The sequence below is a fragment of the Ornithinimicrobium cryptoxanthini genome, from assembly GCF_023923205.1.
Taxonomy (GTDB): domain Bacteria; phylum Actinomycetota; class Actinomycetes; order Actinomycetales; family Dermatophilaceae; genus Ornithinicoccus; species Ornithinicoccus cryptoxanthini.
In genome coordinates, this window is record NZ_CP099490.1 from 796823 (window position 1) to 820213 (window position 23391).

Consider the following 23391-nt stretch of genomic DNA (forward strand, 5'->3'; position numbering starts at 1 on the left):
GGGCAGAGACCACGGTGCTGGGCCAAGGGCCCCCCGGATGTGGGCTGCTCGGGGAGACGTTACGGTGCAAGAGACGGGCCCGCTGACTGCGGAGCCCCCTCGACACAAGGAGCGTCCCATGCCCAACCCAGTTGTCAGCAAGGCCAGCACCGTCTGGAACGGCGACCTGTTCACCGGCAACGGCACCACCTCCCTGGACAGCTCCGGGGCGGCGAGCTTCCCGGTGGAGTGGAACGCCCGCGCCGAGGGCTCAGACACCACGACCACGCCGGAGGAGCTCATCGCTGCGGCCCACGCCACCTGCTACTCCATGGCGTTCTCCAACGAGCTGAAGAAGAACGACACCCCGCCCACCGAGGTGCGCACCAGCGCCGAGGTCACCTTCGTCGCCGGCACCGGCATCACCGGCATCGCGCTGACGATGACCGCCACCGTGGAGGGCATCGACGAGGCCACGTTCCAGAAGATCGCCGAGGGTGCCAAGGAGGGTTGCCCGGTCAGCCAGGCGCTCAAGGCCGTCGACATCACGCTGAGCGCCACGCTCAACTAACCGCCACGCTCAACTGATGGTCCGCCCGACCTAGCCACCCTGCCACCGGTGCGGAAAACCGGTTGCTGCCCCTCGACATACTGAGCAGGTGAAGCAGTCCGACGTTGTCATCACCGCGGTGCCCAGCGCGCCCGGGCAGGAACAGGCGCGGCTGGCCGAGGGGATCGCCGAGGTCGGTCGTCGGGCAAACACCGCGAAGTATGGCGACGCGAGCCTGGCCGACCCCGGCTCCACCTGGGCAGCATCCCTGGGTGAGACGCCCTATCGCCGACGGGTCGCACTCGTTGCTCAGGGTCCCGATGGGCAGGTGGTCGCCTACGTGTCGGCGGGCTTGCCGCTGTCCGACAACACTGCACTGGCCGAGCTGGAGCTGGAGTTCGACCCAGCGGTGGACGTGGGCAGCGTCGGCCGCGCGCTGTGGGAGCGGCTCGCTCCGATGCTGCGGGCTGAGGGGCGGGCGACCGCGCAGCTCTGGTCATCTCACGGCGAGGCCTCCGGCAGTGGACCGCGGGTCAGTCCGGTCACCGGGGTGGGGACCATCGCCTCGGATGCGACGACGGATCTGCTGATAGATCTCGGCTTCGTCCTCGAACAGGTCGAGCGCTACAGCGTGCTGGACGTCGCGGCTGTGGCCGATCGCGCCATAGAACTGCTCAGGAGGGCCGCAGCCCAGGCCGGGCCGGACTACCGGCTGCACAGCTGGGTCGGCATCACACCGGTGGAGCTGCGCGAGCAGCTGGCGGTGCTGCGCGCTCGGATGAGTGTCGACGTCCCCCTGGCGGAGCTCGACGTGGAGCAGGAGGTCTGGGACGCCGAGCGGGTGCTGCACGCCGACCAGCGGGTCGAGCAGGTCGGGCGGCTGCAGCTCATCAGCGCCGCGGAGCACGTCCCCACCGGTGCGCTGGTCGCCTACACGCTGCTGACTCAGCGGCTGGACCTGCCGGAGATCGCCTATCAGGACGACACCCTGGTGCACGGTGACCACCGTGGCCATCGGCTCGGGATGCTCGTCAAGGCAGCCAACGTCGGCGCGCTCGAGCGCCTCGCCCCGCAGGTCGCTCGGATCCACACCTGGAACGCCGACGAGAACGCTCACATGCTCGCGATCAACGTCGAGCTCGGCTTCGCGACCAAGGGTGCGGAGGGTGGCTGGCAGCTGCGGTTGGCGAACTGACGTCAACACCGGCCGTGCCGTGAGCTGGGCCGAACGTAGGCTGAAGGTCAAGGGATTGCAAAATCTTGCAAGAAATGTGGAGAAGGGCGGCGCCGCGGGTCTAGTCTTTGCAGGTCGTCCCGCGCGCTCGATCAACGGAGATCCCCATGCCTCGCCTCCTGCCCGCTGCCCTCGCCACTGCGGCGGTCGTCGCGACGGCTGCTCTCTCGCCCGCAAACGCCGCCACGGAGCCGGCTGTCGCCGCGGAGCCGGCGGTCAGCCGCTCCGTCACCCTCGTGGGTTCGCTCCAGGACGAACTGGGCTGCGCCGCCGACTGGGCGCCCGACTGCACCGCAACCCAGCTGGACCTGATCGAAGCGGGTGGCTCGGCATACTCCGGCGTCTTCGCGGTGCCCGCCGGTGCCTATGAGTTCAAGTTCGCCATCAACGGCAGCTGGGACGAGAGCCATCCCGCCGACAACGTGCCGCTCGTGCTCGAGGGGCCGGCCACGATCGAGTTCGGCTATGACGACGAGACCAACGCCTACTCGGTGACCCCGACCGACCTCGCCGGGGGAGTCAGCGACGAGGACCGCGCCCTCGCCGGCGATAGTCTGCGCAAGCCGGTGACCTCCGAGCAGTTCTACTTCGTGATGGCCGACCGCTTCGCCAACGGCGATGAGACCAATGACCGCGGCGGGATCGAGGGGGATCGGCTCGACCACGGCTTCGACCCGACCGACAAGGGCTTCTATCACGGTGGCGACCTGGCAGGCATCCGCGAGCAGCTCGACTACATCGAGGGGCTGGGCACGACCGCACTCTGGTTGACGCCGTCCTTCAAGAACCGGCCGGTGCAGGGCAGCGGGGCGGACGCGAGCGCGGGCTACCACGGCTACTGGATCACCGACTTCACGCAGATCGACCCGCACCTGGGCAGCAACGAGGAGATGCGGGCGCTGATCGACGATGCCCACGCGCGCGGGATCAAGGTCTATTTCGACATCATCACCAACCACACCGCCGACATCATCGACTACGAGGGCGACAACTACGGCTATGTCTCCAAGGAGACCAGCCCCTACCGCACGGCGACGGGCGAGGTCTTCGACGACGCCGACTATGCCGGCACCGACACCTTCCCGGAGGTCGACCCGGCGACCTCCTTCCCCTACGTGCCGACCTTCCGCGCGCCGGAGGACGCCACCGTCAAGGTGCCGGAGTGGCTGAACGACCCGCGGATGTATCACAACCGCGGCGACTCGAGCTTTGCCGGTGAGTCCAGCACCTACGGCGACTTCGTCGGGCTGGATGACCTGTGGACCGAGCGCCACGAGGTGGTCGACGGCATGGTCGATATCTATGCCACCTGGGCCGACTTCGGGATCGACGGCTTCCGCGTCGACACCGTCAAGCACGTCAACATGGAGTTCTGGCAGGAGTTCAGCCCGCGCGTGCTGGAGTCTGCCCGCGAGGGCAACGCCGACTTCTTCATGTTCGGTGAGGTCTACGACGGCGACCCGCGCTACCTGAGCCAGTACACGACGACCGGCGCCCTGCAGGCGACCATCGACTTCGGCTTCCAGGGTCGCTCCATCGACTTCGCCAAGGGCGCGGCCACCACCAGCCTGCGCGACTTCTACGCGATGGACGACTACTACACCGACACCGACTCCAACGCCTACCAGCTGCCGACCTTCACCGGCAACCACGACATGGGGCGGGCCGCGATGATGCTCGCCGGTGCCGGGTTCAGCGGCGATGACCTGCAGGCACGTGTCGAGCTGACCAATGAGCTGATGTTCCTCACCCGTGGCCAGCCGGTCGTCTACTACGGCGACGAGCAGGGCTTTATCGGCTCGGGTGGGGACAAGGATGCCCGCCAGGACATGTTCGCCACCCAGGTGCAGCAGTATGCCGAGGAGCCGCTGATCGCTGCCCCCTCCGGCAGCGTGGACCGCTTTGACACCGGCCACCCGCTCTATGAGCAGATCGCGGGTCTGGCTGACTTGCGGGAGGAGCACCCGGCGCTGGTGGACGGTGCCCAGATCCACCGCTATGCCTCCTCCGACGAGGGCATCTTCGCCTTCAGCCGGCTTGATGCCGACGAGCAGGTGGAGTATCTGGTCGTGGCCAACAACTCCACGGAGACCAAGACCGCGACCATCCCGACCTACGGCGTGCAGAACAAGTTCACCGCGATCTACGGCGACAGCGCGAGACTGAAGAGCAACAAGGTGGGCAACGTCACCGTCGAGGTGGCGCCGCTGTCGGTCGAGGTCTACGAGGGCAAGAAGCTCAAGAAGTCGAAGAACGCGCCGGCCGTCTACCTGACCGACCCGTCCGCCGGCGGCACTGTCGGTGGCCGCGCCGAGATCGGTGCCGCGACGCCGGACAACGTGTTTGCCCAGGTCACCTTCGCCTACCGCCCGGTGGGCACCACTGACTGGATGCTGCTGGGCACGGACGACAACGCGCCCTACCGCGTGTTCCACGACGTCTCTGGTATGCCGCACGGCACCCTTGTCGAGTATCGAGCGATCTTGCAGGACGCCAGCGGCAAGCTCTCGGTCGACTCGTCCTACGGGGTGGTCGGCGACCCGGCGTCTGATGGTGGTGGCGGCGAGGCACCGGAGCCGATCGGGCCGATCACCCAGCCGGACTTCGTCTCGGCCCCGGGCTCGCACAACAGCGAGATGGGGTGCCTGGGTGACTGGGAGCCCGGGTGCGACCAGGCTCAGCTGACGCTGGACGCGGATGACCAGATCTGGAAGGGCACCTACGACCTACCGGCCGGTGACTACGCCTACAAGGCTGCGATCGACAAGAGCTGGGCGGAGAACTACGGCCAGGGCGGGGCGCCCGGCGGGGCGGACATCCCCTACACCGCTCCCGGCGGTGACGTCACCTTCTACTACGACCACGCCACGCACTGGATCACCAGCGACGCGCAGAGCCCGATCCTGACCGCGCCAGGCACCTTCCAGTCCGAGCTCGGCTGCCCCGGCGACTGGTCGCCCGACTGCATGCGGCCGTGGCTGCAGGACCCGGACGGCGACGGCACCTGGACCTGGTCGAGCACGCAGGTGCCGGCTGGCAACTACGAGTTCAAGGTCGCCCACGGGCTTTCCTGGGATGAGAGCTACCCCGGCCAGGACGTGCCAGTGAGCGTGCCCTCCGACGGTGTCGTCCTCACCATCAGCTATGTCCTCGCCACGCACGAGGTCACCGCCACCACCTCCGAGGCGGGGGTGGCCCCGGACCTCAAGTCGGCCAAGGCGCACTGGCTGACCCCCGGCATACTCGCCTGGCCTGCCGACTCCGTGCCGGCCGGCGCCGAGCCGGCGTTGCTGGACTGGCGCCTGCACTGGTCGCCGGACGGCGGGCTCGCGGTGGACGCCGAGGCGGTCACCGGTGGGCAGTCCTGGCCTCTGACCTACGACCCCGCCGGTCTGCCGGCCGACGTCGTGGCCGAGCACCCGGAGCTCGCCGACTACCTGGCGCTGCGCCTGGACAAGAAGACGGCCAAGAACGCGGGCGAGATCCTGCGAGGTCAGGTCGCCGTCGGGATGTATGACGACCTGGGCCGCCTCAAGGACGCCACCGGGGTGCAGATCCCGGGTGTGCTCGACGAGCTCTACGCCCGTGCCGCCGGTGACAAGGCCCTTGGCGCGGAGTGGAAGTCGGGCAAGCCGACGCCGCGCCTGTGGGCGCCCACCGCGCACGACGTCGACCTGCTGCTCTGGCCGGCCGGTGCCGCTGGCGACGCGGCCGTCGAGGACGCCCAGCGGATCGACCTGAAGCGCGCCAAGGATGGCACCTGGTCGGTCAAGGGCGACAAGAAGTGGGCCGGACGCACCTACCTCTACGAGGTGGATGTGTTCGTGCCGAGCACCGGGGTCGTGGAGACCAACCAGGTGACCGACCCCTACTCCGTCGCCCTGACGCTCAACTCCACCCGCTCGGTGCTCGTCGACCTGGACGACCGCGCGCTGCAGCCGGCGTTGTGGCGCCACGCCAAGGCGCCGCGCATCGGCGACGAGGTCGACCAGACGATCTATGAGCTGCACGTGCGCGACTTCTCGATCAGCGACCCGGACGTCCCCGCCGAGCACCGCGGGTCCTACCTGGCGTTCGCCGACGACGGCTATGGCACCCGGCACCTGGAGGACCTCGCCGAAGCGGGGATGAACACGGTGCACCTGCTGCCGACCTTTGACATCGCCTCCATCGAGGAGGACCCCGCCGCGCAGACCAGCCCGGACTGCGACCTCGAGTCGTTCGCCCCGGACAGCTCCGAGCAGCAGGCCTGCGTCAAGGCCCAGGCCGGGACCGATGCCTTCAACTGGGGCTATGACCCGTGGCACTTCTTCGCACCGGAAGGCTCCTATGCCTCCACCGCGGACGCCGCTCACGGCGGCACCCGCGTCAAGGAGTTCCGCACCATGGTCGGTGGCCTGCACGACTCCGGCATGCGGGTCGTCCTGGACCAGGTCTACAACCACACGGCGCAGTCTGGTCAGGGTGAGAAGTCGGTCCTGGACAAGGTCGTGCCCGGCTACTACCACCGCCTCAACGCGATGGGCGTGGTCGAGACCTCGACCTGCTGCCAGAACGTCGCGACCGAGCACGCGATGGCCGAGAAGCTGATGGTCGACGCCCTCGTGGTGTGGGCCCGGGACTACAAGGTCGACGGCTTCAGGTTCGACCTCATGGGTCACCACTCGCGGGACAACATGGAGGCGGCTCGCGCGGCACTGGATGAGCTGACCGTCAGGAAGGACGGCGTCGACGGCCGGGCAATCACGCTCTATGGCGAGGGCTGGGACTTCGGTGAGGTCGCCGGCAACCGGCTCTTCTACCAGGCGATCCAGGGTCAGCTGGACGGCACGAGCATCGGCACCTTCAACGACCGGCTGCGTGACGCGGTCCGCGGCGGTGGGCCGTTCGACGAGGACCCGCGCAAGCAGGGCTTCGGCTCCGGAGAGTTCACCGACCCGAACGGGGCACCCGTCAACGGTGACGAAGCCGCCCAGCAGCGTTCGCTGGCCCACGACACCGACCTGGTGCAGATCGGCCTGGCCGGCAACCTGCGGGACTTCCAGTTCCGGAGCGCCGAGACCAGCGAGGTGGTTAGCGGTGTGGAGGTCGACTACAACGGTGCCCCTGCGGCATACGCCGAGGACCCCGACGAGGTCATCAACTATGTCGACGCCCACGACAACGAGACCCTCTTCGACTCGTTGACGATGAAGCTGCCGCCGGCCACGACGATGGAGGACCGGGTGCGGATGAACACGTTGTCCCTGGCCACCGTCACGCTCGGGCAGAGCCCGTCGTTCTGGCACGCCGGCGCCGACCTGCTGCGCAGCAAGAGCCTGGACCGCAACTCCTATGACAGCGGCGACTGGTTCAACCTGCTCGACTTCACGATGACCGACAACGGCTTCGGCCGGGGGCTGGCGCCCGAGGCCGACAACGGCGCCAAGTGGGACTACATGCGCCCGTTGCTGGCCGACCCCGCGCTGGCTCCCGAACCGGAGGACATCGCGACGTCGGCGGAGGCGGCGCAGGAACTGATCGAGCTGCGCTTCTCCACGCCGCTGTTCCGGCTGGGGACCGCTGAGGCGATCGAGGAGAAGCTGACCTTCCCGGTCTCTGGCACGGATGACGCTCACGACGGGGTGATCGTGATGCGCATCGACGACACCGTCGGCACCGACGTGGACCCGGAGCTCGACGGACTAGTGGTGGTCTTCAACGCCAGCGACAAGCCGGTCGCCCAGGTCATCCCGGGTCTGTCGGGTGCGAGCCTCTCCCTGTCACCGGTCCAGGCCGGTGGCGCGGACGAGGTGGTCAAGACCTCATCGTGGGACGCGGCCTCCGGCATACTCTCGGTCCCCGCACGCACCGTGGCGGTGTTTGTCCAGGACTAGAGTTCCCCCTTCTGACCTGGGCACGGTTGTCGCCGCTGTGGGAGTGAGATATCCCTCCCACAGCGGCGTTTTCCGTGCCCAGCCTGGGGGCGGGGTGGGGATGGCTGCCTCAGCTCGGCGCGCGGTCCACCGGCAGGGCGCAGGTGTAGAACGAGACCCGCTTGGCCGCCGGGTTGCCCTGCCCGACGCGCCGATAGCGCTCAAGCACCTCGAGGAGCTCCTCGCTCAGTGCGGTCATCTGCTCGGCCGTGACCAGCACCAGGTGGTCCTCGAGTCCGAGGACAGGCTGCCAGTGCTCTGGCCACTCCGTCCGCGAGTCGAGCCAGTCCCCGGCCCGGCCGGTGAAGTGCTCGAGGTAGTCCCGGGCCAGCCAGTCCGCCGCCGCCACGTCGTCCGGGTCGTCAGGGTCGAGTATGTCGCCGCTCGCCTCGGTCGGTCCGGGCGAGATCGTCGCGCGCCAGACCCGGCGCCGGCCGGTGCCCTCGCCGGAGTCCTCGATCAGGCCGACCTCGGCCAGCTGGCGCAGGTGATAGCTCGTCGCGCCGGTGTTGGTCTCCAGGGCCCGGGCCAGCTCGGTCGCCGTGGCGTCGCCGTGCACCCGCAGCTCGGCGAGCAGCCGGCTGCGGAGTGGATGAGCGAGCACCCGCAGGGCGGTGCGCCGGGGGGGAGAGGTGAGCTCCGACATACGACCAGTATGCACAGTTGTTGTGCATAGTTGGTGTGCGTGCCGCGCTGGGCGCGTCCAGAAACGGGGGTTGACCTGCGGGTTTAGTGGATTTGAGTGGGCTGGGCGCTGTCCCGTAAACTGGATGACTGTTGCCGATCCACGCGTCTGTGGTTCCGGCTCATGCCAATCCCACGAACACGAGGGTTATACGTGCGTACCTACACACCGAAGGCCAGCGAGATCACCCGCGCCTGGCACATTATCGACGCCACGGACGTCGTGCTGGGCCGCCTCGCGTCCCAGACCGCGATCCTGCTCCGCGGCAAGCACAAGGCGACCTACGCCGCCCACGTTGACACCGGTGACTACGTCATCATCATCAACGCGGAGAAGGTTGCGCTGACCGGCGCCAAGCTGGAGCAGAAGAAGGCCTACCGTCACTCGGGCTACCCGGGCGGTCTGACGGCCAAGAGCTACACGCAGCTGCTCGAGCAGCACCCCACCCGCGCGGTGGAGAAGGCGATCCGGGGCATGATCCCCAAGAACTCCCTGGGCCGTCAGCAGCTGTCCAAGCTCAAGGTCTATGCCGGCGACAGCCACCCGCACGCCGCGCAGCAGCCCGTCCCGTTCGAAATCTCGCAGGTTGCGCAGTAAGGAAACCATGACAGACATGACTGTGAACACCGAGGTCGAGGCCGACGAGGTCGAGCTCACCGAATACACCTCTGAGTCCGAGGCGCCGGCCGGCGAGGCCGCCCGCCGTCCCTCCGCCTCCGCGCCGGGCGCCGCCACGGGCCGTCGCAAGCAGGCCATCGCCCGCGTGCGCATCGTGCCGGGCACCGGCGAGTGGAAGATCAACGGCAAGAGCCTGGACCAGTACTTCCCGAACAAGGTCCACCAGCAGATCGTCAACGAGCCGCTGACCGTGCTCGATCTCGACGGTGCGTATGACGTGCTCGTGCGCGTCCACGGCGGTGGCCCCTCCGGCCAGGCCGGTGCCGTCCGCCTGGGTGTCGCCCGTTCGCTGAACGGTGTCGACGAGGAGCTGAACCGTCCGGCACTGAAGAAGGCCGGGCTGCTCAGCCGCGACGCGCGCGTCCCCGAGCGCAAGAAGGCAGGTCTGAAGAAGGCCCGCAAGGCGCCGCAGTACAGCAAGCGCTGATCCACGCTGCTCCGCACGCGGAGCGCGCCGGACCCGAGGGTCCCGTCCTGCACCTGGGACGGGGCCCTCGGGCTGTTCCGGTTAGGCTGTGGGGCTGATGGCGTCACTCGGCGCCCCTCCCCATCGCACTAGGAGTGGACGTGACGCGACTCTTCGGCACCGACGGTGTCCGCGGACTGGCCAACAAGGACATCACCGCCGAGCTGGCACTCAAGCTCTCCGTCGCGGTGGCCCACGAGCTCGGCTCCAGCGGCACCAGCTATGGCGGGCGGCGGGCGTCTGCCGTGGTCGGCCGCGACCCGCGCGCGTCGGGGGAGTTCCTCAGCGCGGCGGTCATGGCCGGTTTTGCCTCGGCCGGCGTGGACGTTCTTGACGCCGGCGTGCTGCCCACCCCCGCGATCGCCTATCTGACGGCCCGGATGGACGCCGAGATGGGCGCGGTGCTGTCGGCCTCGCACAACGCGATGCCCGACAACGGCATCAAGTTCTTCGCCGAGGGCGGTCACAAGCTGGCTGACCACATCGAGGACGCGATCACCCAGCGGCTGGATGCCGACTGGGAGCGCCCGACCGGCGTCGGGGTGGGCCGGATCCGCCCGTTCCCGCAGGGGGCCGACTTCTATATGGAGCACCTGCTCGCGTCGGTGCCCGGGCGGCTCGACGGTCTGCACGTCGTGATCGACGCGGCCCACGGCGCCGCCAGCCACGTCGGCCCTGAGGTGTTTCGCCGCGCCGGCGCCACCGTCGACACGATCGGCGGTGACCCCGATGGTCTCAACATCAACGACGGCTATGGATCGACCCACATGGAGCGGCTGCAGCAGGCCGTGGTGGACCGCGGAGCTGACCTCGGGTTCGCGTTCGACGGCGACGCCGACCGGTGCCTGGCTGTCGACGCCGATGGCAACCAGGTCGACGGCGACCAGATCATGGCGGTGCTGGCCGTGGACATGCGCGGTCGCGGCACCCTGGCCAACAACACGCTGGTGGCGACCGTGATGAGCAACCTCGGGCTGCTGCAGGCGATGGAGCGCCAGGGCATCGCCGTCGTCCAGACCGCGGTCGGTGACCGCTATGTCCTGGAGGAGATGCGGACCAACAAGCACACCCTCGGTGGGGAGCAGTCCGGCCACGTGATCATGCTTGAGCACGGCACGACCGGCGACGGGGTGCTGACCGCGCTCGCCGTGGCCCGCCGCGTCCGGGCCTCCGAGAGCCCGCTCGCCCAGCTCACCTCGGTGATGCACCGGCTGCCGCAGGTGCTGATCAACGTCAAGGGAGTGGACAAGAGCCGGGTCAACTCGGACGAGGCCGTGCAGTCCGCCGTCACCGCTGCCGCGGCCGAGCTGGACGGCACGGGGCGGGTGCTGCTGCGCAAGTCGGGCACGGAGCCGCTCGTGCGCGTGATGGTCGAGGCCGACACGGCTGAGCGGGCCCAGGAGTATGCCGACCGGCTGGCTGCCGTCGTCCAGGAGCGCCTCGCCCTCTGACCCTGGGCGGCGGCTTCGGAGGCTGCGACGAACCCGCGACGAAAAGGCGGGCCGGACCGACAAAACCCCTACGAAAAGGCGGGCCGGACCGACGAAACCGCTACGAAAAGGCGGGCCGGACCGACGAAACCCCTATATTTTTGGGTCAGACCAGCTGCTCCAGGAGCCCGGTGTCGACGTCATAGAGGAACCCGCCGGCGGTCGCCCGATCCTTGATCAGCGGGTGGCTCGTGACCCGGTGGACGTCCTCCACCAACGCCGCGTGCTGATCGACGACGACGTGGAAGTGCTGCCACCAGGCGTCCTGGCCGGACACCTGCGTGATCTTCTCGCGCAGCTCGTTCTCCGTCATCTGGGTCATCGCGCAGCGCGTGTGCGGGACGATCATGATCTTGTCGACGTTGAGCAGGTGCACGCCCAGGACGAGAGCCTCCAGCGCCGCCTCGGTGATCCGTCCACCCGGGTTGCGGAAGATCTTGGCGTCGCCGTGGGTCAGGCCCACCATCGCGAGCGGCTCGATGCGCGAGTCCATGCAGGTGACGATGGCGACGCCCGCCCTGGCGATGCCGTCAAAGCCACCGAGCCCGAACGTCTCGGCATAGCGACGGTTGTTGGTGAGCAGCTCGTCCATCCGAGGCGGTGCGGTGCCATCCGGCGAGGCGGCGGGGTCAGTCATCAGCGTTGTGCTCCTTGCAGTCCGGGCCGCAGCGGGATCGACATCGCCAGCGGCCTGCTCACGGCAGCGAAAAAGTCGTTGCCCTTGTCATCCACGACGATGAACGCCGGGAAGTCCTCCACCTCGATCTTCCAGACCGCCTCCATGCCGAGCTCCTCATACTCGATGACCTCGACGGACTTGATGCAGTCCTGCGCGAGCCGGGCGGCCGGTCCGCCGATCGACCCGAGATAGAAGCCGCCGTGGGTCTGGCAGGAGTCAGTGACCTGTGTGCTGCGGTTGCCCTTGGCCAGCATCACCTTGGAGCCCCCAGCGGCCTGGAACTGCTCGACATAGCTGTCCATCCGCCCGGCGGTGGTGGGCCCGAACGAGCCGGACGCCATGCCGACCGGAGTCTTGGCCGGCCCGGCGTAGTAGACAGGGTGGTTCTTCAGATAGTCCGGCATCTCCTCGCCCGCGTCGAGCCGCTCCTTGATCTTGGCGTGCACCAGGTCGCGCGCGACGACTAGCGAACCGTTGAGCGAGACCCGCGTCTTGACCGGGTGCCTGGACAGCTCGGCCAGGACCTCGTCCATCGGGCGGTTGAGGTCGATCGGGATCGAGGACTGCTTGCCGGTGCCGGACACCCCGTGCGTCTCGGAGTCGAGGTCCGCGTCCACCTCGTGCGGCATGAACTGGGCCGGGTCGGTCTCCAGCTGCTCGAGGAAGACCCCCTCCGGCGTGATCTTGCCCAGCGCCTGACGGTCGGCCGAGCAGGACACGGCGATCGCTACCGGGAGGCTGGCGCCGTGGCGCGGGAGCCGGATGACCCGCACGTCGTGACAGAAGTACTTGCCACCGAACTGCGCCCCGATGCCAAAGTTGCGGGTCAGCTCATGGATCTGCTCCTCAAGCTCGGGGTCGCGGATCCCGTGCGCGTCCATCGTGCCCTCGGTGGGCAGGCCGTCCAGATAGCGCGCCGAGGCATACTTCGCGGTCTTCATCGCGAACTCGGCGGAGGTGCCGCCGAGCACCACAGCCAGGTGGTATGGCGGACAGGCGGCGGTCCCGAGGGAGCGCAGCTTCTCGTCCAGGAACTCCATCAGCCGGTCCGGGTTGAGCAGCGACTTGGTCTCCTGATAGAGGAAGGACTTGTTGGCCGAGCCGCCCCCTTTCGCCATGAAGAGGAACGTGTAGGACAGCTCGTGTCCCGGCGTCGTGTCGGCGTAGAGCTCGATCTGGGCGGGCAGGTTGGAGCCGGTGTTCTGCTCCTCCCAGGTCGTGATCGGAGTCATCTGGGAGTAGCGCAGGTTGAGCGTGGTGTAGGCGTCGAAGACCCCTCGTGAGATCGCCTCCTCGTCAGAGACCGGCCCGTCGGGGCCGGGGACGGTCAGCACCTGCTGGCCGCGCTTGCCCATCACGATCGCGGTCCCGGTGTCCTGGCACATCGGCAGGACGCCACCGGCTGCGATGTTGGCGTTCTTGAGCAGGTCGAGAGCCACGAACTTGTCGTTGTTGCTCGCCTCGGGGTCGTCCATGATGGTGCGCAGCTGCTGCAGGTGCCCGGGGCGCAGATAGTGCGCGATGTCGTGCATCGCGGTCTCGGTCAGCAGGCGCAGCGCCTCGGGGTCTACCTCGAGGAAGGAGCGCCCGCCCGGCCCCTCCACGACACGGACGCCTTCGCTCGTCAGGAGCCGATAGGACGTGTCGTCCGCACCGGTCGGGAGCATGTCTGCGTAGCGGAACTCTGGCATGGCGCAAGCCTAGACCTTGGGCAAAAGGGTCTGTCACGGTGGCGCGGGTCACAGAATGCGTGTTCTATGGGAGGCGGCATAGCTGTACCCCTCGCGGGTGACGTTCTGACGAAGGAGTCAAGGTGAACAGACACAGACGCCGCCACAGGGTGGCGATGGCGCTCTGCGCCGCGACCGCCCTCAGTGCGCTGGCCGCATGTGGAGGGGAGACCGACAGCACCCGCCTCACGTGGTACATCAACCCTGACGGAGGCGGATCCGACCCCAACGGCAAGGGGCAGGCCCAGATCGCCCGCGAGTGCACGGAGGCCGCGGGCGGCGAGTACTCCCTCGAGGTGCAGCTGCTGCCCAACAGCGCGAGCGACCAGCGGCAGCAGCTCATCCGCCGTCTCGCCGCCCAGGACCCTGGGGTGGACCTGATGAGCATCGACCCGGTGTTCATCGCCGAGTTCGCCCAGGCTGGCTACCTCGCCCCGGTGCCGGGGGACATGGTCGAGGTCTTCACGGAGGACCGCGTGGACGCCGCGATCACGAGCTCGGAGTGGGATGGCGAGCTCGTCACGGTCCCGTTCTGGGCCAACACCCAGCTGCTCTGGTATCGCAAGAGCGTGGCCGAGGCCGCCGGCATCGACCCAGAACAGGGTGTGACGTGGGACCAGCTGATCGAGGCTGCGGAGTCCGAGGATGTCACCATCGGTGTCCAGGCCAACCGCTACGAGGGCTACACCGTGTGGATCAACGCGCTCATCGCCGGCGCCGGCGGTGAGATCCTGGTCAACCCCGGCCCCGCGGTCGAGGACATCGAGCTCGGGCTCGACACGGACGCCGGACGCAAGGCCGCCGAGGTCATCCGCAGCGTGTCCGACTCCGGTGTCGGCGGGCCGTCGATGGGCACCTCCGACGAGACTGCGGCCCTCAACCTGTTCCAGGATCCCAACACCAGTGGGTTCCTGGTGAACTGGCCCTACGTCTGGGCAGCCTTCCCGGCCAACGGCGTCGAGTTCATCGACGACATCGGCGCGGCTCCCTACCCAGCGACGACGGAGGACGGCTCGTCAGCGCCGCCCTACGGCGGCATCTCGTTGGGCGTCGGTGTCGCCGGTGAGCACCCGGACCTGGCCTACCAGGCCGCCGAGTGCATCACCAACCAGGAGCACCAGGTGCTCTACATGACCGGCACCGGCAACCCAGCATCGCGGGCGGCCGTCTTTGACGACCAGGCGGTCATTGACCAGTTCCCGATGGCTGACCTCATCCGGGAGTCGCTGGACAACGCGGTGCCCCGTCCGCAGACGCAGTACTACGGCGATCTGTCCACCGGCCTGCAGCGGGAGTTCAGCCCGCCAAGCTCGGTCACCGAAGACACGCCCGCCCAGGCGAGCGAACTCATCATCGACGTGCTGAGAGGGGAGGCCCTGCTGTGAGCACCACGACCTCGTCCGACACCGAGCTGCGCCCCCGCTCCTCGGCCAAGCCACAACTGAGCGACCGGGCAAAGTCCGAGCGGAAGCTCGGCTGGAAGCTGGCCGGCCCGGCGTTCATCGTCATGCTGGCGGTGACCGCCTGGCCGATCATCCAGGCGGTCTACCTGTCCTTCTTCCGCTACCGGCTCACCGACCCGGATGCCCGGGAGGTGGTCTGGCTCGGCAACTACCAGGTGATCCTCACCGATCCGATCTGGTGGAAGGCGTTCTTCGTGACGCTGCTGATCACCGTGATCACCGTGGTGGTGGAGCTGGTCATCGGTTTCTTCATCGCCATGATGATGCACCGGGTCGTCATCCCCCGGCGCACGCTGCGCACCATCGTGCTGATCCCCTACTCGATCATCACGGTCGTCTCGGCCTACGCCTGGCTCTACTCCTTCCGCACCGACACCGGCTTCATCAACGGCTGGCTGAACATCCTGACCTTCGGTCTGGTCCCGGACAACTTCGACTGGTTCGGCGGCTTCTGGCCCTCCATCGTCGCGATCTGTCTCTCGGAGATCTGGAAGACCACGCCGTTCATGTCGCTGCTGCTGCTGGCCGGTCTGGCCCAGATCGACGGTGCGATGGAGGAGGCGGCCAAGGTCGACGGTGCCACCTTCTGGCAGCGGCTCTTCCGCGTGGTGCTGCCCAACATGAAGGCCGCCATCATGGTCGCGGTGCTCTTCCGCACCCTGGACGCCTTCCGCATCTTTGACAACGTCTTCGTGATGACCGGCGGCGCCAACGACACCACGACACTGTCGCTGCTGGCCTACAACGCCACGATCAACCGCGTGGAGATCGGCATGGGATCGGCGATCTCGGTGCTCCTCTTCCTCTGCGTGTTTGCCATAGCCCTGATCTTTATGAAGGGCTTCAACGTCGATCTCGCCGGGTCGAAGAAGTAGAGGAGGAGACATGGAACTCAACCCCAAGCAAAAGTGGAGCCTGTTCGCGGTCTCGATCCCGGTCATGCTGTGGACGCTGATCCCGCTGTTCTGGATCTTCTCCCTGGCGGTCAAGCCTTCCTCGATCCAGGCCGATGGAAAGTACTTCCCGCGGGAGTTCACCTGGGACAACTTCACGTTGATCCTCACCGGCGGGGCCAGCGACCTGTTCCTCCCGGCGCTGCTGAACTCGATCATCGTCTGCCTGGTGGCCACCGTGATCTCGGTGGTGCTGGCGACCTTCTGCGCCTACGCGATCGCGCGCCTGGACTTCCCGGGCAAGAAGATGATCCTGCTGGTCGCGCTGGGCGTCTCGTTCTTCCCGGTGATCTCGCTGGTCACGCCGCTGTTCGACACCTGGCGCGCCATCGGCCTGTTCGACACGATCCCCGGTCTGATCATCCCCTACCTGGCCCTCACGCTGCCGCTGGCGATCTGGGTGCTCTCCGCCTTCTTCCAGCAGATCCCGTGGGAGATGGAGCAGGCCGCACAGGTCGACGGTGCCACCAGCTGGCAGGCCTTCCGCAAGGTGATCGTGCCGCTCGCGGCACCCGGCGTCTTCACCACCGGCATCATCACCTTCTTCACCGCGTGGAACGACTTCGTCTTCGCGATCTCGCTGACCTCGGAGAATGCCCGGACCGTCCCGGCGGCGCTGGCCTTCTTCACCGGGGCCAGCCAGTTCGAGCAACCCATCGGGGCCATCTCGGCCGCTGCCGTGATCGTCACGATCCCCGTCGTGATCCTGGTCCTGATCTTCCAGAAGCGCATCGTGGCCGGGCTGACCTCCGGCGCCGTCAAGGGCTGAGGCCCGCTCAACCCAAGGAGAACCTGCAATGTCACAGATCCAGCTCAACGAGATCGGCAAGGTCTACGCAGACGGCTACGAGGCGGTCAAGGGTGTCAGCATGGACATCGCCGACGGCGAGTTCATGATCCTGGTCGGCCCCTCCGGCTGCGGCAAGTCGACCCTGCTGCGCATGGTGGTCGGACTCGAGGACATCAGCTCGGGTGAACTGCTCATCGACGGCAAGCGGGTCAACGAGCTCGCGCCGCGGGAGCGCAACCTGTCGATGGTCTTCCAGAACTACGCCCTCTATCCGCACCTGTCGGTCTATGAGAACATCGCCTTCCCGTTGCGCCTCAACAAGGGCGCGATCAGTGAGGACGAGGTCAAGCGGCGCGTCTCGGACGCCGCCACCATGCTCGAGCTCAACGACCACCTGGACCGCAAGCCGGCCAACCTCTCCGGTGGCCAGCGCCAGCGGGTGGCGATGGGCCGAGCGATCGTGCGGGACGCCGACGCGTTCCTCTTTGACGAGCCGCTGTCCAACCTGGACGCCAAGCTGCGTGGACAGATGCGCACCGAGATCGCCCGCATGCAGCGCCGGCTGGGGCAGACCACGATCTATGTCACCCACGACCAGACCGAGGCGATGACCCTGGGCGACCGGGTCACCGTCCTCAAGAAGGGCGTCGTGCAGCAGATCGCCTCACCGCGCGAGCTCTACGAACAGCCCGTCAACCTGTTCGTGGCCGGGTTCATCGGGTCCCCGCCGATGAACTTCCTCCCGGCCCGCGTCAGGGGCAACGTCCTGGAGCTGCCGTTCTGCGAGGTGAGCTTCGGCGACGAGTTCGCCGCGAAGGTCGAGGGCAAGGAGCTGGTGATCGTCGGTCTGCGTCCGGAGTTCGTCAAGGACGCCAAGATCCAGGAGCCGGGCGCCAACGCCATCCACTTCGAGGCCGACGTGGATGTCACCGAGTGGCTCGGCAACGAGCTCTACGCCTACATCCCCTTCGAGGCTGACGAGTCGGTCCAGCACAAGCTCGACGAGCTCGACCGGGACCTGGACGGCGAGGGCATGCGCACCCAGATGGTGGTCAACCTGGAGGCGCGCTCCCGGGTCAAGGAGGGCGAGCGTGCGCAGTTCTTCTTCGACCCGAGGCTGATGCACGTCTTCGACCCCGAGACCGGTGACAACCTGACCCGCGACGACGAGGAAGCGGAGCGCATCGCTGTGGAGAACGAGGAAGATCGCAAGCGGGCCCTGGAGCGCGCCAAGCGACTCGAGACGGAGGCACAGGCCAGCGCCTGAGTGGCCGCCTCTAGCGACCGAGCGACAGGTCAGAGCGGGTCGGTGCTGCGGCACCGGCCCGCTCGATCGTCCAGTGGGCACAGTCCAGGGCACGCTGCACCGCCGGGAGTATGCCGTCCAGCCCGGTCGCCCGGATCCGTGACCGGGGCGACGGGCCGGCGTGCGGGTCCGCAGGCGCGGCGGCCGGCCCGGTGACCAGACCGCCGATCAACCCTTCGTCAAGCAGGCCGGAGAGCAGCCCGCTCATGAACGAGTCGCCGGCGCCCACGGTGTCGACGACCTGTGCGGTGGCGGCGGTCAGCTCGGCCGCGGTGCCGCTCCCCGGGAGCAGGACGAGGGCACCCTCGGGACCACGCGTGACCACCACCAGTGACGGACCCAGCTGTCCCCACAGGTGCGCGATGTCGGCCACGGGCGCGCCGGCATACAACCACTGCAGGTCCTCGTCGCTGGCCTTGACCACATCGGCCAGGCCGACGAGCTCCTCCACCCGGGAGCGGACGCCGTGCGGGTCTCCCATGATCTGCGGCCGCAGGTTGGGGTCATAGCTGACCGTCAGCTGCGCACGGGCGCCGCGCACCGTCTCCAGGACCGTGCTGGCGCCCGGCTCGAAAGTCGCGGCGATCGAGCCCGTGTGCAGGTGGGTGATCCCGGTCAGGGCCGGCGCCGGGATGTCCCAGGTCAGGTCGAACTCATAGTCGACGGTGCGGTCGGGGGCCACTCGTGCGGTGGCGGTGGGGGTGCGGGAGGCGCCGGTGCTGCCCTCAACGAGGGCGACCTCGCCGCTGGTCAGGTGGCGCGTCAGCAGATCGCCGTGCACGTCCGGTCCGACGTGGGTCAGGAAGGAGACGTGATGGCCGAGCCGGCTCAGCCCCAGGGCAACGTTGGCGGGGGAGCCGCCGGCGTGCTCGAACCGGCCACCCTCGGGGTCGATGACGATGTCGATGAGTGCCTCACCGATCACCAGGGTCCTGTCCCCGCCCCCGCCTGACGCGGTCGGCGAGGTGCCTGTCGTGCTCAGGATCCGCTCGAGCGGCCGAGCAGGCTGGCGACCTTGTCGAGTCGGTGGTGGCCCTGCACCTCGCGGATCGTGCCGGACTTGGAACGCATGACGAGTGAGTTGGTGATGGCGCTGCCGGAGCCGGCATAGCGGACACCGCGCAGGAGCTCGCCGCTGGTGATGCCGGTGGCCACGAAGAAGCAGTTGTCGCCCCTGACCAGCTCATCGGTGGACAGGATCGCGTCCAGGTCGTGACCGGCATCGATGGCCCGCTGCCGCTCGTCGTCGTCCACCGGCCAGAGCTTGCCCTGGATGACACCACCCATGGCCTTGACCGCACAGGCGGTGATGATGCCCTCAGGGGTGCCGCCGATGCCCAGCAGGATGTCGACACCGGAGTCCTCGCGGGCCGCAGCGATGCCGCCGGCCACGTCGCCGTCGGTGATGAAGCGCAGCCGGGCCCCAGCCTCGCGGACCTCCTGGGCGAGCGTGTCGTGGCGAGGCCGGTCGAGCATGACGACCGTGACGTCCTCGATCCCACGGTTCTTGGCCTTGGCGACGCGGCGCAGGTTTTCCTTCACGGGCAGCCTGATGTCGACGACGTCGGCGGCCGCGGGTCCGGTCACCAGCTTGTCCATATAGAAGACCGCGCTCGGGTCATACATGGTCCCGGCCTCGGAGACGGCCATCACGGCGATGGCGTTGTCCATCCCCTTGGCGGTCAGTGTGGTGCCGTCGATGGGGTCGACCGCGACGTCCACCTTGGGACCGGTGCCGTCCCCGACACGCTCACCGTTGAAGAGCATCGGTGCCTCGTCCTTCTCTCCCTCGCCGATGACGACGACGCCGTCCATCGCGACTGAGGAGATCACCTTGCGCATGGCGGCCACCGCGGCGCCGTCGGCGAGGTTCTTGTCGCCCATCCCCACCCAGCGGGCTGCTGCAAGGGCGGCGGCCTCGGTCACCCGGACCAGCTCCATGGCCAGGTTGCGGTCCGGCAGGACGGACTCGTGCGAGGTGCTGCGGGCGTCCTGGGTGGGCATGCCAGCTCCTTGGTGCTCGTGACGTCGTGGTGGGGTCGACACTACCGCTCGCCCAAGGATGGGACGATAGGGCCGTGATGAGCAGCACCGAGCCCCAGCAGACTCCGCCGCCCTCCGGCAACAAGACGCTCAAGCGGCTGCGCGACTACTCCGTGGCCAACATGGTGTTCTCACTGCTGGCCGTCCTTGCGCTGGCCTTCGCGTGGTGGGTGCTGATGCCCAACCCCGACGGCGTGCAGCGGCGTGAGGCCGAGGTCGTGCCCGTCGCGCGCTATGCCGCCGAGCAGTCGGACTTCCCGATCTGGACCCCGCAGGACGCGCTGAGCCAGACGTGGACGGCCAACTTCGCCAACTTTGAGGTCTTTGCCGGGGAGCTGTCCTGGCGGATCGGTGTGGTCACCCCTGATGAGGCGTATGCCGAGGTCTCACAGACCGCTGACGCCACCAGCGAGTGGACCGAGGCACTGACCGAGAAGGCCGGTGGCGAGGTCGGCACCCGGACCATCACCGGCCCGGACGGGCCGCAGGAGTGGACGGTCCACGAGGGGGAGGAGCGGGCCTTGATCCTCGGGCCGGGGACGGGCCGCGAGGCCACCACAATCGTCCGGGGGACCGCTGACTGGGCCGAGCTCGAGGAGTTCATCGGTCTGCTGCAGGTGGCCAGCGCGGACTGACTCAGAGGCCAGCGCGGACTGACTCAGAGGCCAGCGCGGACCGGCTCAGAGGTCGAGGGGGAGGCGGGGCGTCTCGGGCCAGGGGTCGGTGGCCAGCCTGCTGTAGGTGAGGACGTCGATGCGCTCACCGTCCACCAGGAACTTCTCCCGCTCCACACCCTCGAGGACGAACCCGGCGGCGCGGGCCACCCCGCCTGAGGCCGGGTTGTTGGCTCGGTGCCCGAGCTCGAGCCGGTGCAGGAGCATCAGCGTGAGCGCGTGGTCAGCCAGCGTGACGGCCGCCCGGGACATCCAGCCATTGCCGCGGTGGTCACGGTGCATCCAGTACCAGAACCACCCGGTCTCGTTGTCATGGTCGATCGAGCTGACGACGACGGTCCCGATCATGGAGCCGCCCAGGTCGATGGCCAGGGCGAGCCGCTCACCTCGGTCTCCCATGAAGCCGATCCAGTTCTCGGCCTCCTCCATGCTGTTGATCGTGCCCTGGCGCCGCATCGCATCGTCGTCGAAGGCATCCAGGACGGCACGGGCGTCGCGTGGCTCGATCTGACGCAGGCGGGGCAGCTCACCCGCGGCCGCCTGCTCGAGCTGAGCGGTCCTAGACATCGCTCGGCTCGGCGGCGCCGTCCTCGAGGTCGTCGTCGGAGTCGTCCTTCGGGCCGCCCACCACGTCTGGGTCGGACTCATCGGAGGAGTCCGTCGTCGTGGGCCCCGCGGGGTCAGGCTCAGCGGTGGTGCCGTCGAGCTGGGCCTGTGCCTGGTCCAGCTTGGCCTGGCAGTGGGCAGCCAGGGACTCGCCCCGCTCCCACAGCTTGATCGACTCCTCTAGGGAGGCGCCGCCACCCTCGATGCGCGCCACGATCTGGACGAGCTCGTCGCGGGCGTCCTCATAGGACAGGTCGGCGATCGCCGTCGTGTCTGCGGGGCTGGGCCGGGGGTCCTTGCTCATCCTCCGACTCTAACGGGCGGCACCGCCAGGCCTGCCGCCCTCACCGGCGGCACGCCAGACCGGCAGCGCTGGCACCCGGTCAGCGCCTGGTCTCGTATCTGGTCAGGACAACGCCGCCGGGAAACGTCCGGGTCTCGACCAGGTCCAGGTCCACCCAGCGGTCCAGGGTCGCGAAGAAGGGCGTGCCGCCACCCACCAGGACCGGTGCTGTGGCCAGCACGAACTCGTCGATCAGCCCGGCCCGCATGGCCGCGGCGGCGAGAGTGGAGCCGCCGATGTCCATGGGGCCGCCGTCCTCGGCCTTGAGCCGGGTGATCTCGGTGACCGCGTCGCCCGTGACCAGCCTGGTGTTCCCGTCGACCGTGGCGGTCGTGGAGGAGAAGACCACCTTGGGCATGGCCTGCCAGCGGTGGGCAAACTCGATCTCCGCCGGTGTGATGCCAGGATCCTGGTCTGCGGTCGGCCAGTAGGAGCTCATCGTCTCCCACAGCTTGCGTCCATAGAGCGCCAGCTCCGTGGCAGCCACCCGGTCGGACCACCACTGGAACAGCTCGTCGCTCGGCACGCTCCAGCCGATGTCGTCGCCGGGTGCGGCGGTGTAGCCGTCCAGGCTCACGTTCATGCCGAAGGTCAGTCTGCGCATGGCGTCATCCTCTCAGGGGGAGGTCACCGGGCGGGCGGCGAAGTCACCTCGAGCCACGGTGATCCGCAGGAGCTCCTCGGGCTCCACCTCGTCGATGTCGCGCACGATGCCTCCGTCGCCGTGCCGCACGACGGCGTAGCCCCGCTCCAGCGTGTGCTGCGGCGAGACTGCGCGCAGGTGACGGGACAGGCCGTCCACCCGGTCCAGCTCGCGGGACACCATGGCGGTCACCCGGTGCCGGCCGCGCTCCGTGGTCAGCTCGATGTCCCGACGATAGGAGGCGATGATGGCGTGCCGGTCGGTCATCACCGGCCGGTCCATGGTCGCGGCCAGACGCCTCCGCTCCTCGGTGATGCGCCGCGCCAGCGCCTGTCGCGCCCGGCCCCGGGTGGCGCGCAACCCCTGCAGCTCCTCCTGCTGGTCCGGGACGATCCGGGTGGCCGCGTGCGTCGGTGTCGAGGCCCGCAGGTCGGCGACATAGTCCAGCAGCGGTGTGTCGGTCTCGTGACCGATGGCACTGACCACCGGTGTGCGTGCCTGGACCACTGCCCGCACAAGGGCCTCGTTGCTGAAGGGCAGCAGGTCCTCGAAGGACCCGCCACCGCGAGCGATGACGATGACGTCGACCTCTGACATCGCGTCCAGCTCGGTCAGCGCCCCGCTGACGCCGGCGACCGTCGTCGGCCCCTGCACCGCCACCTGGCGGATCTCGAACCGGGCTGCGGGCCAGCGACGCCGGACATTCATCACCACGTCGCGCTCGGCGGCGGTGTTGCGCCCGCAGATCAGGCCGATGCGCCGGGGCAGGAAGGGCAGCGGCTTCTTGCGACCGGGCTCGAACAGGCCCTCCGAGCGCAGGAGCTGCTTGAGGTGCTCGAGCCGGGCGAGCAGCTCACCGACTCCGACGTGGCGGATCTGGCGCGCCTCCATCTGCAGGGTGCCGCGTTTGGCCCAGAAGGCCGGCTTGAGGTGCACCACGACCCTGGCGCCGGGCTCTGGTGGCGCGGCGAGCGCGTCGAGTGCCTGCCCCGGGATCGAGACGGACAGCGACATGTCGACGTCCGTGTCGCGCAGGGTGAGGTAGGCATAGCTCATCCCGGCCCGGCGGTTGAGCTGGACGATCTGCCCCTCGACCCACAGCGGCGACATCTTGTCGATGTAGTCGGAGATCTTCATGGACAGGGTGCGCACCGGCCACGGAGT

At 68.4% G+C, this 23391-nt stretch carries 20 protein-coding genes; 11 read left to right on the forward strand and 9 right to left on the reverse strand.

Annotated features, from left to right (window positions below):
• The first annotated feature begins 118 nt into the window (after window positions 1-118).
• From NF557_RS03810 to pulA, 3 genes are all read left to right on the forward strand, one after another.
• A complete protein-coding gene (locus tag NF557_RS03810; RefSeq protein ID WP_252621753.1) occupies window positions 119-550 on the forward strand; it encodes an OsmC family peroxiredoxin in 432 nt (143 codons plus the stop codon).
• Between the two features lie 88 nt (window positions 551-638).
• The gene (locus NF557_RS03815; protein WP_252621755.1) at window positions 639-1724 is read left to right on the forward strand and encodes a GNAT family N-acetyltransferase; all 1086 of its coding nucleotides are present in this window, start codon (window positions 639-641) and stop codon (window positions 1722-1724) included.
• Between the two features lie 146 nt (window positions 1725-1870).
• A complete protein-coding gene (pulA, locus tag NF557_RS03820; protein WP_252621757.1) occupies window positions 1871-7639 on the forward strand; it encodes a pullulanase-type alpha-1,6-glucosidase in 5769 nt (1922 codons plus the stop codon).
• Window positions 7640-7748: 109 nt separating this feature from the next.
• Here pulA and NF557_RS03825 read toward each other — a convergent pair whose 3' ends face one another.
• The gene (locus tag NF557_RS03825; RefSeq protein ID WP_252621759.1) at window positions 7749-8324 is read right to left on the reverse strand and encodes an ArsR/SmtB family transcription factor; all 576 of its coding nucleotides are present in this window, start codon (window positions 8322-8324) and stop codon (window positions 7749-7751) included.
• A 192-nt stretch (window positions 8325-8516) separates the two neighbouring features.
• Between NF557_RS03825 and rplM the strand changes: the two genes are divergently transcribed.
• The 3 genes from rplM to glmM all read left to right on the forward strand — a co-directional run bounded on the left by rplM (window position 8517) and on the right by glmM (window position 10958).
• Complete coding sequence (rplM, locus tag NF557_RS03830; RefSeq protein ID WP_252621761.1) at window positions 8517-8960, forward strand: 50S ribosomal protein L13; 444 nt, start codon at window positions 8517-8519, stop codon at window positions 8958-8960.
• Window positions 8961-8967: 7 nt separating this feature from the next.
• On the forward strand, window positions 8968-9468 hold the full coding sequence (gene rpsI / locus NF557_RS03835) for a 30S ribosomal protein S9 (protein WP_252621763.1): 501 nt from the start codon (window positions 8968-8970) through the stop codon (window positions 9466-9468).
• A gap of 140 nt (window positions 9469-9608) precedes the next feature.
• Complete coding sequence (gene glmM / locus NF557_RS03840; RefSeq protein ID WP_252621765.1) at window positions 9609-10958, forward strand: phosphoglucosamine mutase; 1350 nt, start codon at window positions 9609-9611, stop codon at window positions 10956-10958.
• 145 nt (window positions 10959-11103) lie between these two features.
• Here glmM and NF557_RS03845 read toward each other — a convergent pair whose 3' ends face one another.
• Both NF557_RS03845 and NF557_RS03850 read right to left on the reverse strand, forming a co-directional pair.
• Window positions 11104-11634 (reverse strand): beta-class carbonic anhydrase, encoded by a 531-nt coding sequence (locus NF557_RS03845; RefSeq protein ID WP_252621767.1) that lies wholly within the window; start codon window positions 11632-11634, stop codon window positions 11104-11106.
• Window positions 11634-13367 carry a fumarate hydratase gene (locus tag NF557_RS03850; protein ID WP_252621769.1) on the reverse strand — a complete coding sequence of 578 codons (1734 nt, stop codon included), beginning with the start codon at window positions 13365-13367 and terminating at the stop codon, window positions 11634-11636. The genes NF557_RS03845 and NF557_RS03850 overlap by 1 nt, the downstream gene beginning before the upstream one ends.
• A gap of 122 nt (window positions 13368-13489) precedes the next feature.
• Here NF557_RS03850 and NF557_RS03855 point away from each other — a divergent pair, with 122 nt between their 5' ends.
• From NF557_RS03855 to NF557_RS03870, 4 genes are read left to right on the forward strand one after another with little or no spacing between them, the layout of a single operon-like run.
• Window positions 13490-14791, forward strand: a complete 1302-nt coding sequence (locus tag NF557_RS03855; protein ID WP_252621771.1) for an extracellular solute-binding protein — start codon at window positions 13490-13492, stop codon at window positions 14789-14791.
• Window positions 14788-15744, forward strand: coding sequence for a carbohydrate ABC transporter permease (locus NF557_RS03860; protein WP_252621774.1), 957 nt, complete (start codon window positions 14788-14790; stop codon window positions 15742-15744). Before NF557_RS03855 ends, NF557_RS03860 begins: the two co-directional genes overlap by 4 nt.
• A 10-nt stretch (window positions 15745-15754) precedes the next feature.
• Window positions 15755-16591, forward strand: a complete 837-nt coding sequence (locus tag NF557_RS03865) for a carbohydrate ABC transporter permease (RefSeq protein WP_252621776.1) — start codon at window positions 15755-15757, stop codon at window positions 16589-16591.
• 28 nt (window positions 16592-16619) lie between these two features.
• Window positions 16620-17879: an ABC transporter ATP-binding protein gene (locus tag NF557_RS03870; protein WP_252621778.1), complete on the forward strand. Its 1260-nt coding sequence runs from the start codon at window positions 16620-16622 to the stop codon at window positions 17877-17879.
• Between the two features lie 10 nt (window positions 17880-17889).
• Here the strand turns inward: NF557_RS03870 and NF557_RS03875 are convergent, their stop codons facing one another.
• Window positions 17890-18843: a carbohydrate kinase family protein gene (locus tag NF557_RS03875; protein ID WP_252621780.1), complete on the reverse strand. Its 954-nt coding sequence runs from the start codon at window positions 18841-18843 to the stop codon at window positions 17890-17892.
• A 53-nt stretch (window positions 18844-18896) separates the two neighbouring features.
• Window positions 18897-19922: a class II fructose-bisphosphatase gene (glpX, locus tag NF557_RS03880; RefSeq protein ID WP_252621782.1), complete on the reverse strand. Its 1026-nt coding sequence runs from the start codon at window positions 19920-19922 to the stop codon at window positions 18897-18899.
• A 77-nt stretch (window positions 19923-19999) separates the two neighbouring features.
• On the opposite strand from glpX, the gene NF557_RS03885 reads away from it, so the two are divergent.
• Window positions 20000-20596, forward strand: coding sequence for a DUF4245 family protein (locus tag NF557_RS03885; protein WP_252621785.1), 597 nt, complete (start codon window positions 20000-20002; stop codon window positions 20594-20596).
• A 45-nt stretch (window positions 20597-20641) separates the two neighbouring features.
• On the opposite strand, the gene NF557_RS03890 is transcribed toward NF557_RS03885, so the two are convergent.
• The 4 genes from NF557_RS03890 to xseA all read right to left on the reverse strand — a co-directional run bounded on the left by NF557_RS03890 (window position 20642) and on the right by xseA (window position 23379).
• Window positions 20642-21202, reverse strand: coding sequence for a GNAT family N-acetyltransferase (locus NF557_RS03890; protein WP_252621787.1), 561 nt, complete (start codon window positions 21200-21202; stop codon window positions 20642-20644).
• Window positions 21195-21545 (reverse strand): exodeoxyribonuclease VII small subunit, encoded by a 351-nt coding sequence (locus NF557_RS17520; RefSeq protein WP_256855713.1) that lies wholly within the window; start codon window positions 21543-21545, stop codon window positions 21195-21197. The genes NF557_RS03890 and NF557_RS17520 overlap by 8 nt, the downstream gene beginning before the upstream one ends.
• Before the next feature lie 79 nt (window positions 21546-21624).
• Entirely contained in the window at window positions 21625-22188 is a 564-nt protein-coding gene (locus NF557_RS03900) for a dihydrofolate reductase family protein (protein WP_252621789.1), read from the reverse strand.
• A 12-nt stretch (window positions 22189-22200) separates the two neighbouring features.
• Window positions 22201-23379 (reverse strand): exodeoxyribonuclease VII large subunit, encoded by a 1179-nt coding sequence (xseA, locus tag NF557_RS03905; protein WP_252621792.1) that lies wholly within the window; start codon window positions 23377-23379, stop codon window positions 22201-22203.
• Window positions 23380-23391 lie beyond the last annotated feature (12 nt).

Excerpts from the sequence above, each read along its gene's own strand:
- NF557_RS03900 (WP_252621789.1), bottom strand. The coding sequence starts at position 22,188 with ATGCGCAGACTGACCTTCGGCATGAACGTGAGCCTGGACGGCTACACC.
- NF557_RS03870 (WP_252621778.1), top strand. The coding sequence starts at position 16,620 with ATGTCACAGATCCAGCTCAACGAGATCGGCAAGGTCTACGCAGACGGC.
- NF557_RS17520 (WP_256855713.1), bottom strand. The coding sequence starts at position 21,545 with ATGAGCAAGGACCCCCGGCCCAGCCCCGCAGACACGACGGCGATCGCC.
- NF557_RS03890 (WP_252621787.1), bottom strand. The coding sequence starts at position 21,202 with ATGTCTAGGACCGCTCAGCTCGAGCAGGCGGCCGCGGGTGAGCTGCCC.
- NF557_RS03810 (WP_252621753.1), top strand. The coding sequence starts at position 119 with ATGCCCAACCCAGTTGTCAGCAAGGCCAGCACCGTCTGGAACGGCGAC.
- NF557_RS03825 (WP_252621759.1), bottom strand. The coding sequence starts at position 8,324 with ATGTCGGAGCTCACCTCTCCCCCCCGGCGCACCGCCCTGCGGGTGCTC.
- pulA (WP_252621757.1), top strand. The coding sequence starts at position 1,871 with ATGCCTCGCCTCCTGCCCGCTGCCCTCGCCACTGCGGCGGTCGTCGCG.
- NF557_RS03885 (WP_252621785.1), top strand. The coding sequence starts at position 20,000 with ATGAGCAGCACCGAGCCCCAGCAGACTCCGCCGCCCTCCGGCAACAAG.
- NF557_RS03865 (WP_252621776.1), top strand. The coding sequence starts at position 15,755 with ATGGAACTCAACCCCAAGCAAAAGTGGAGCCTGTTCGCGGTCTCGATC.
- rpsI (WP_252621763.1), top strand. The coding sequence starts at position 8,968 with ATGACAGACATGACTGTGAACACCGAGGTCGAGGCCGACGAGGTCGAG.
- glpX (WP_252621782.1), bottom strand. The coding sequence starts at position 19,922 with ATGCCCACCCAGGACGCCCGCAGCACCTCGCACGAGTCCGTCCTGCCG.
- NF557_RS03850 (WP_252621769.1), bottom strand. The coding sequence starts at position 13,367 with ATGCCAGAGTTCCGCTACGCAGACATGCTCCCGACCGGTGCGGACGAC.
- NF557_RS03845 (WP_252621767.1), bottom strand. The coding sequence starts at position 11,634 with ATGACTGACCCCGCCGCCTCGCCGGATGGCACCGCACCGCCTCGGATG.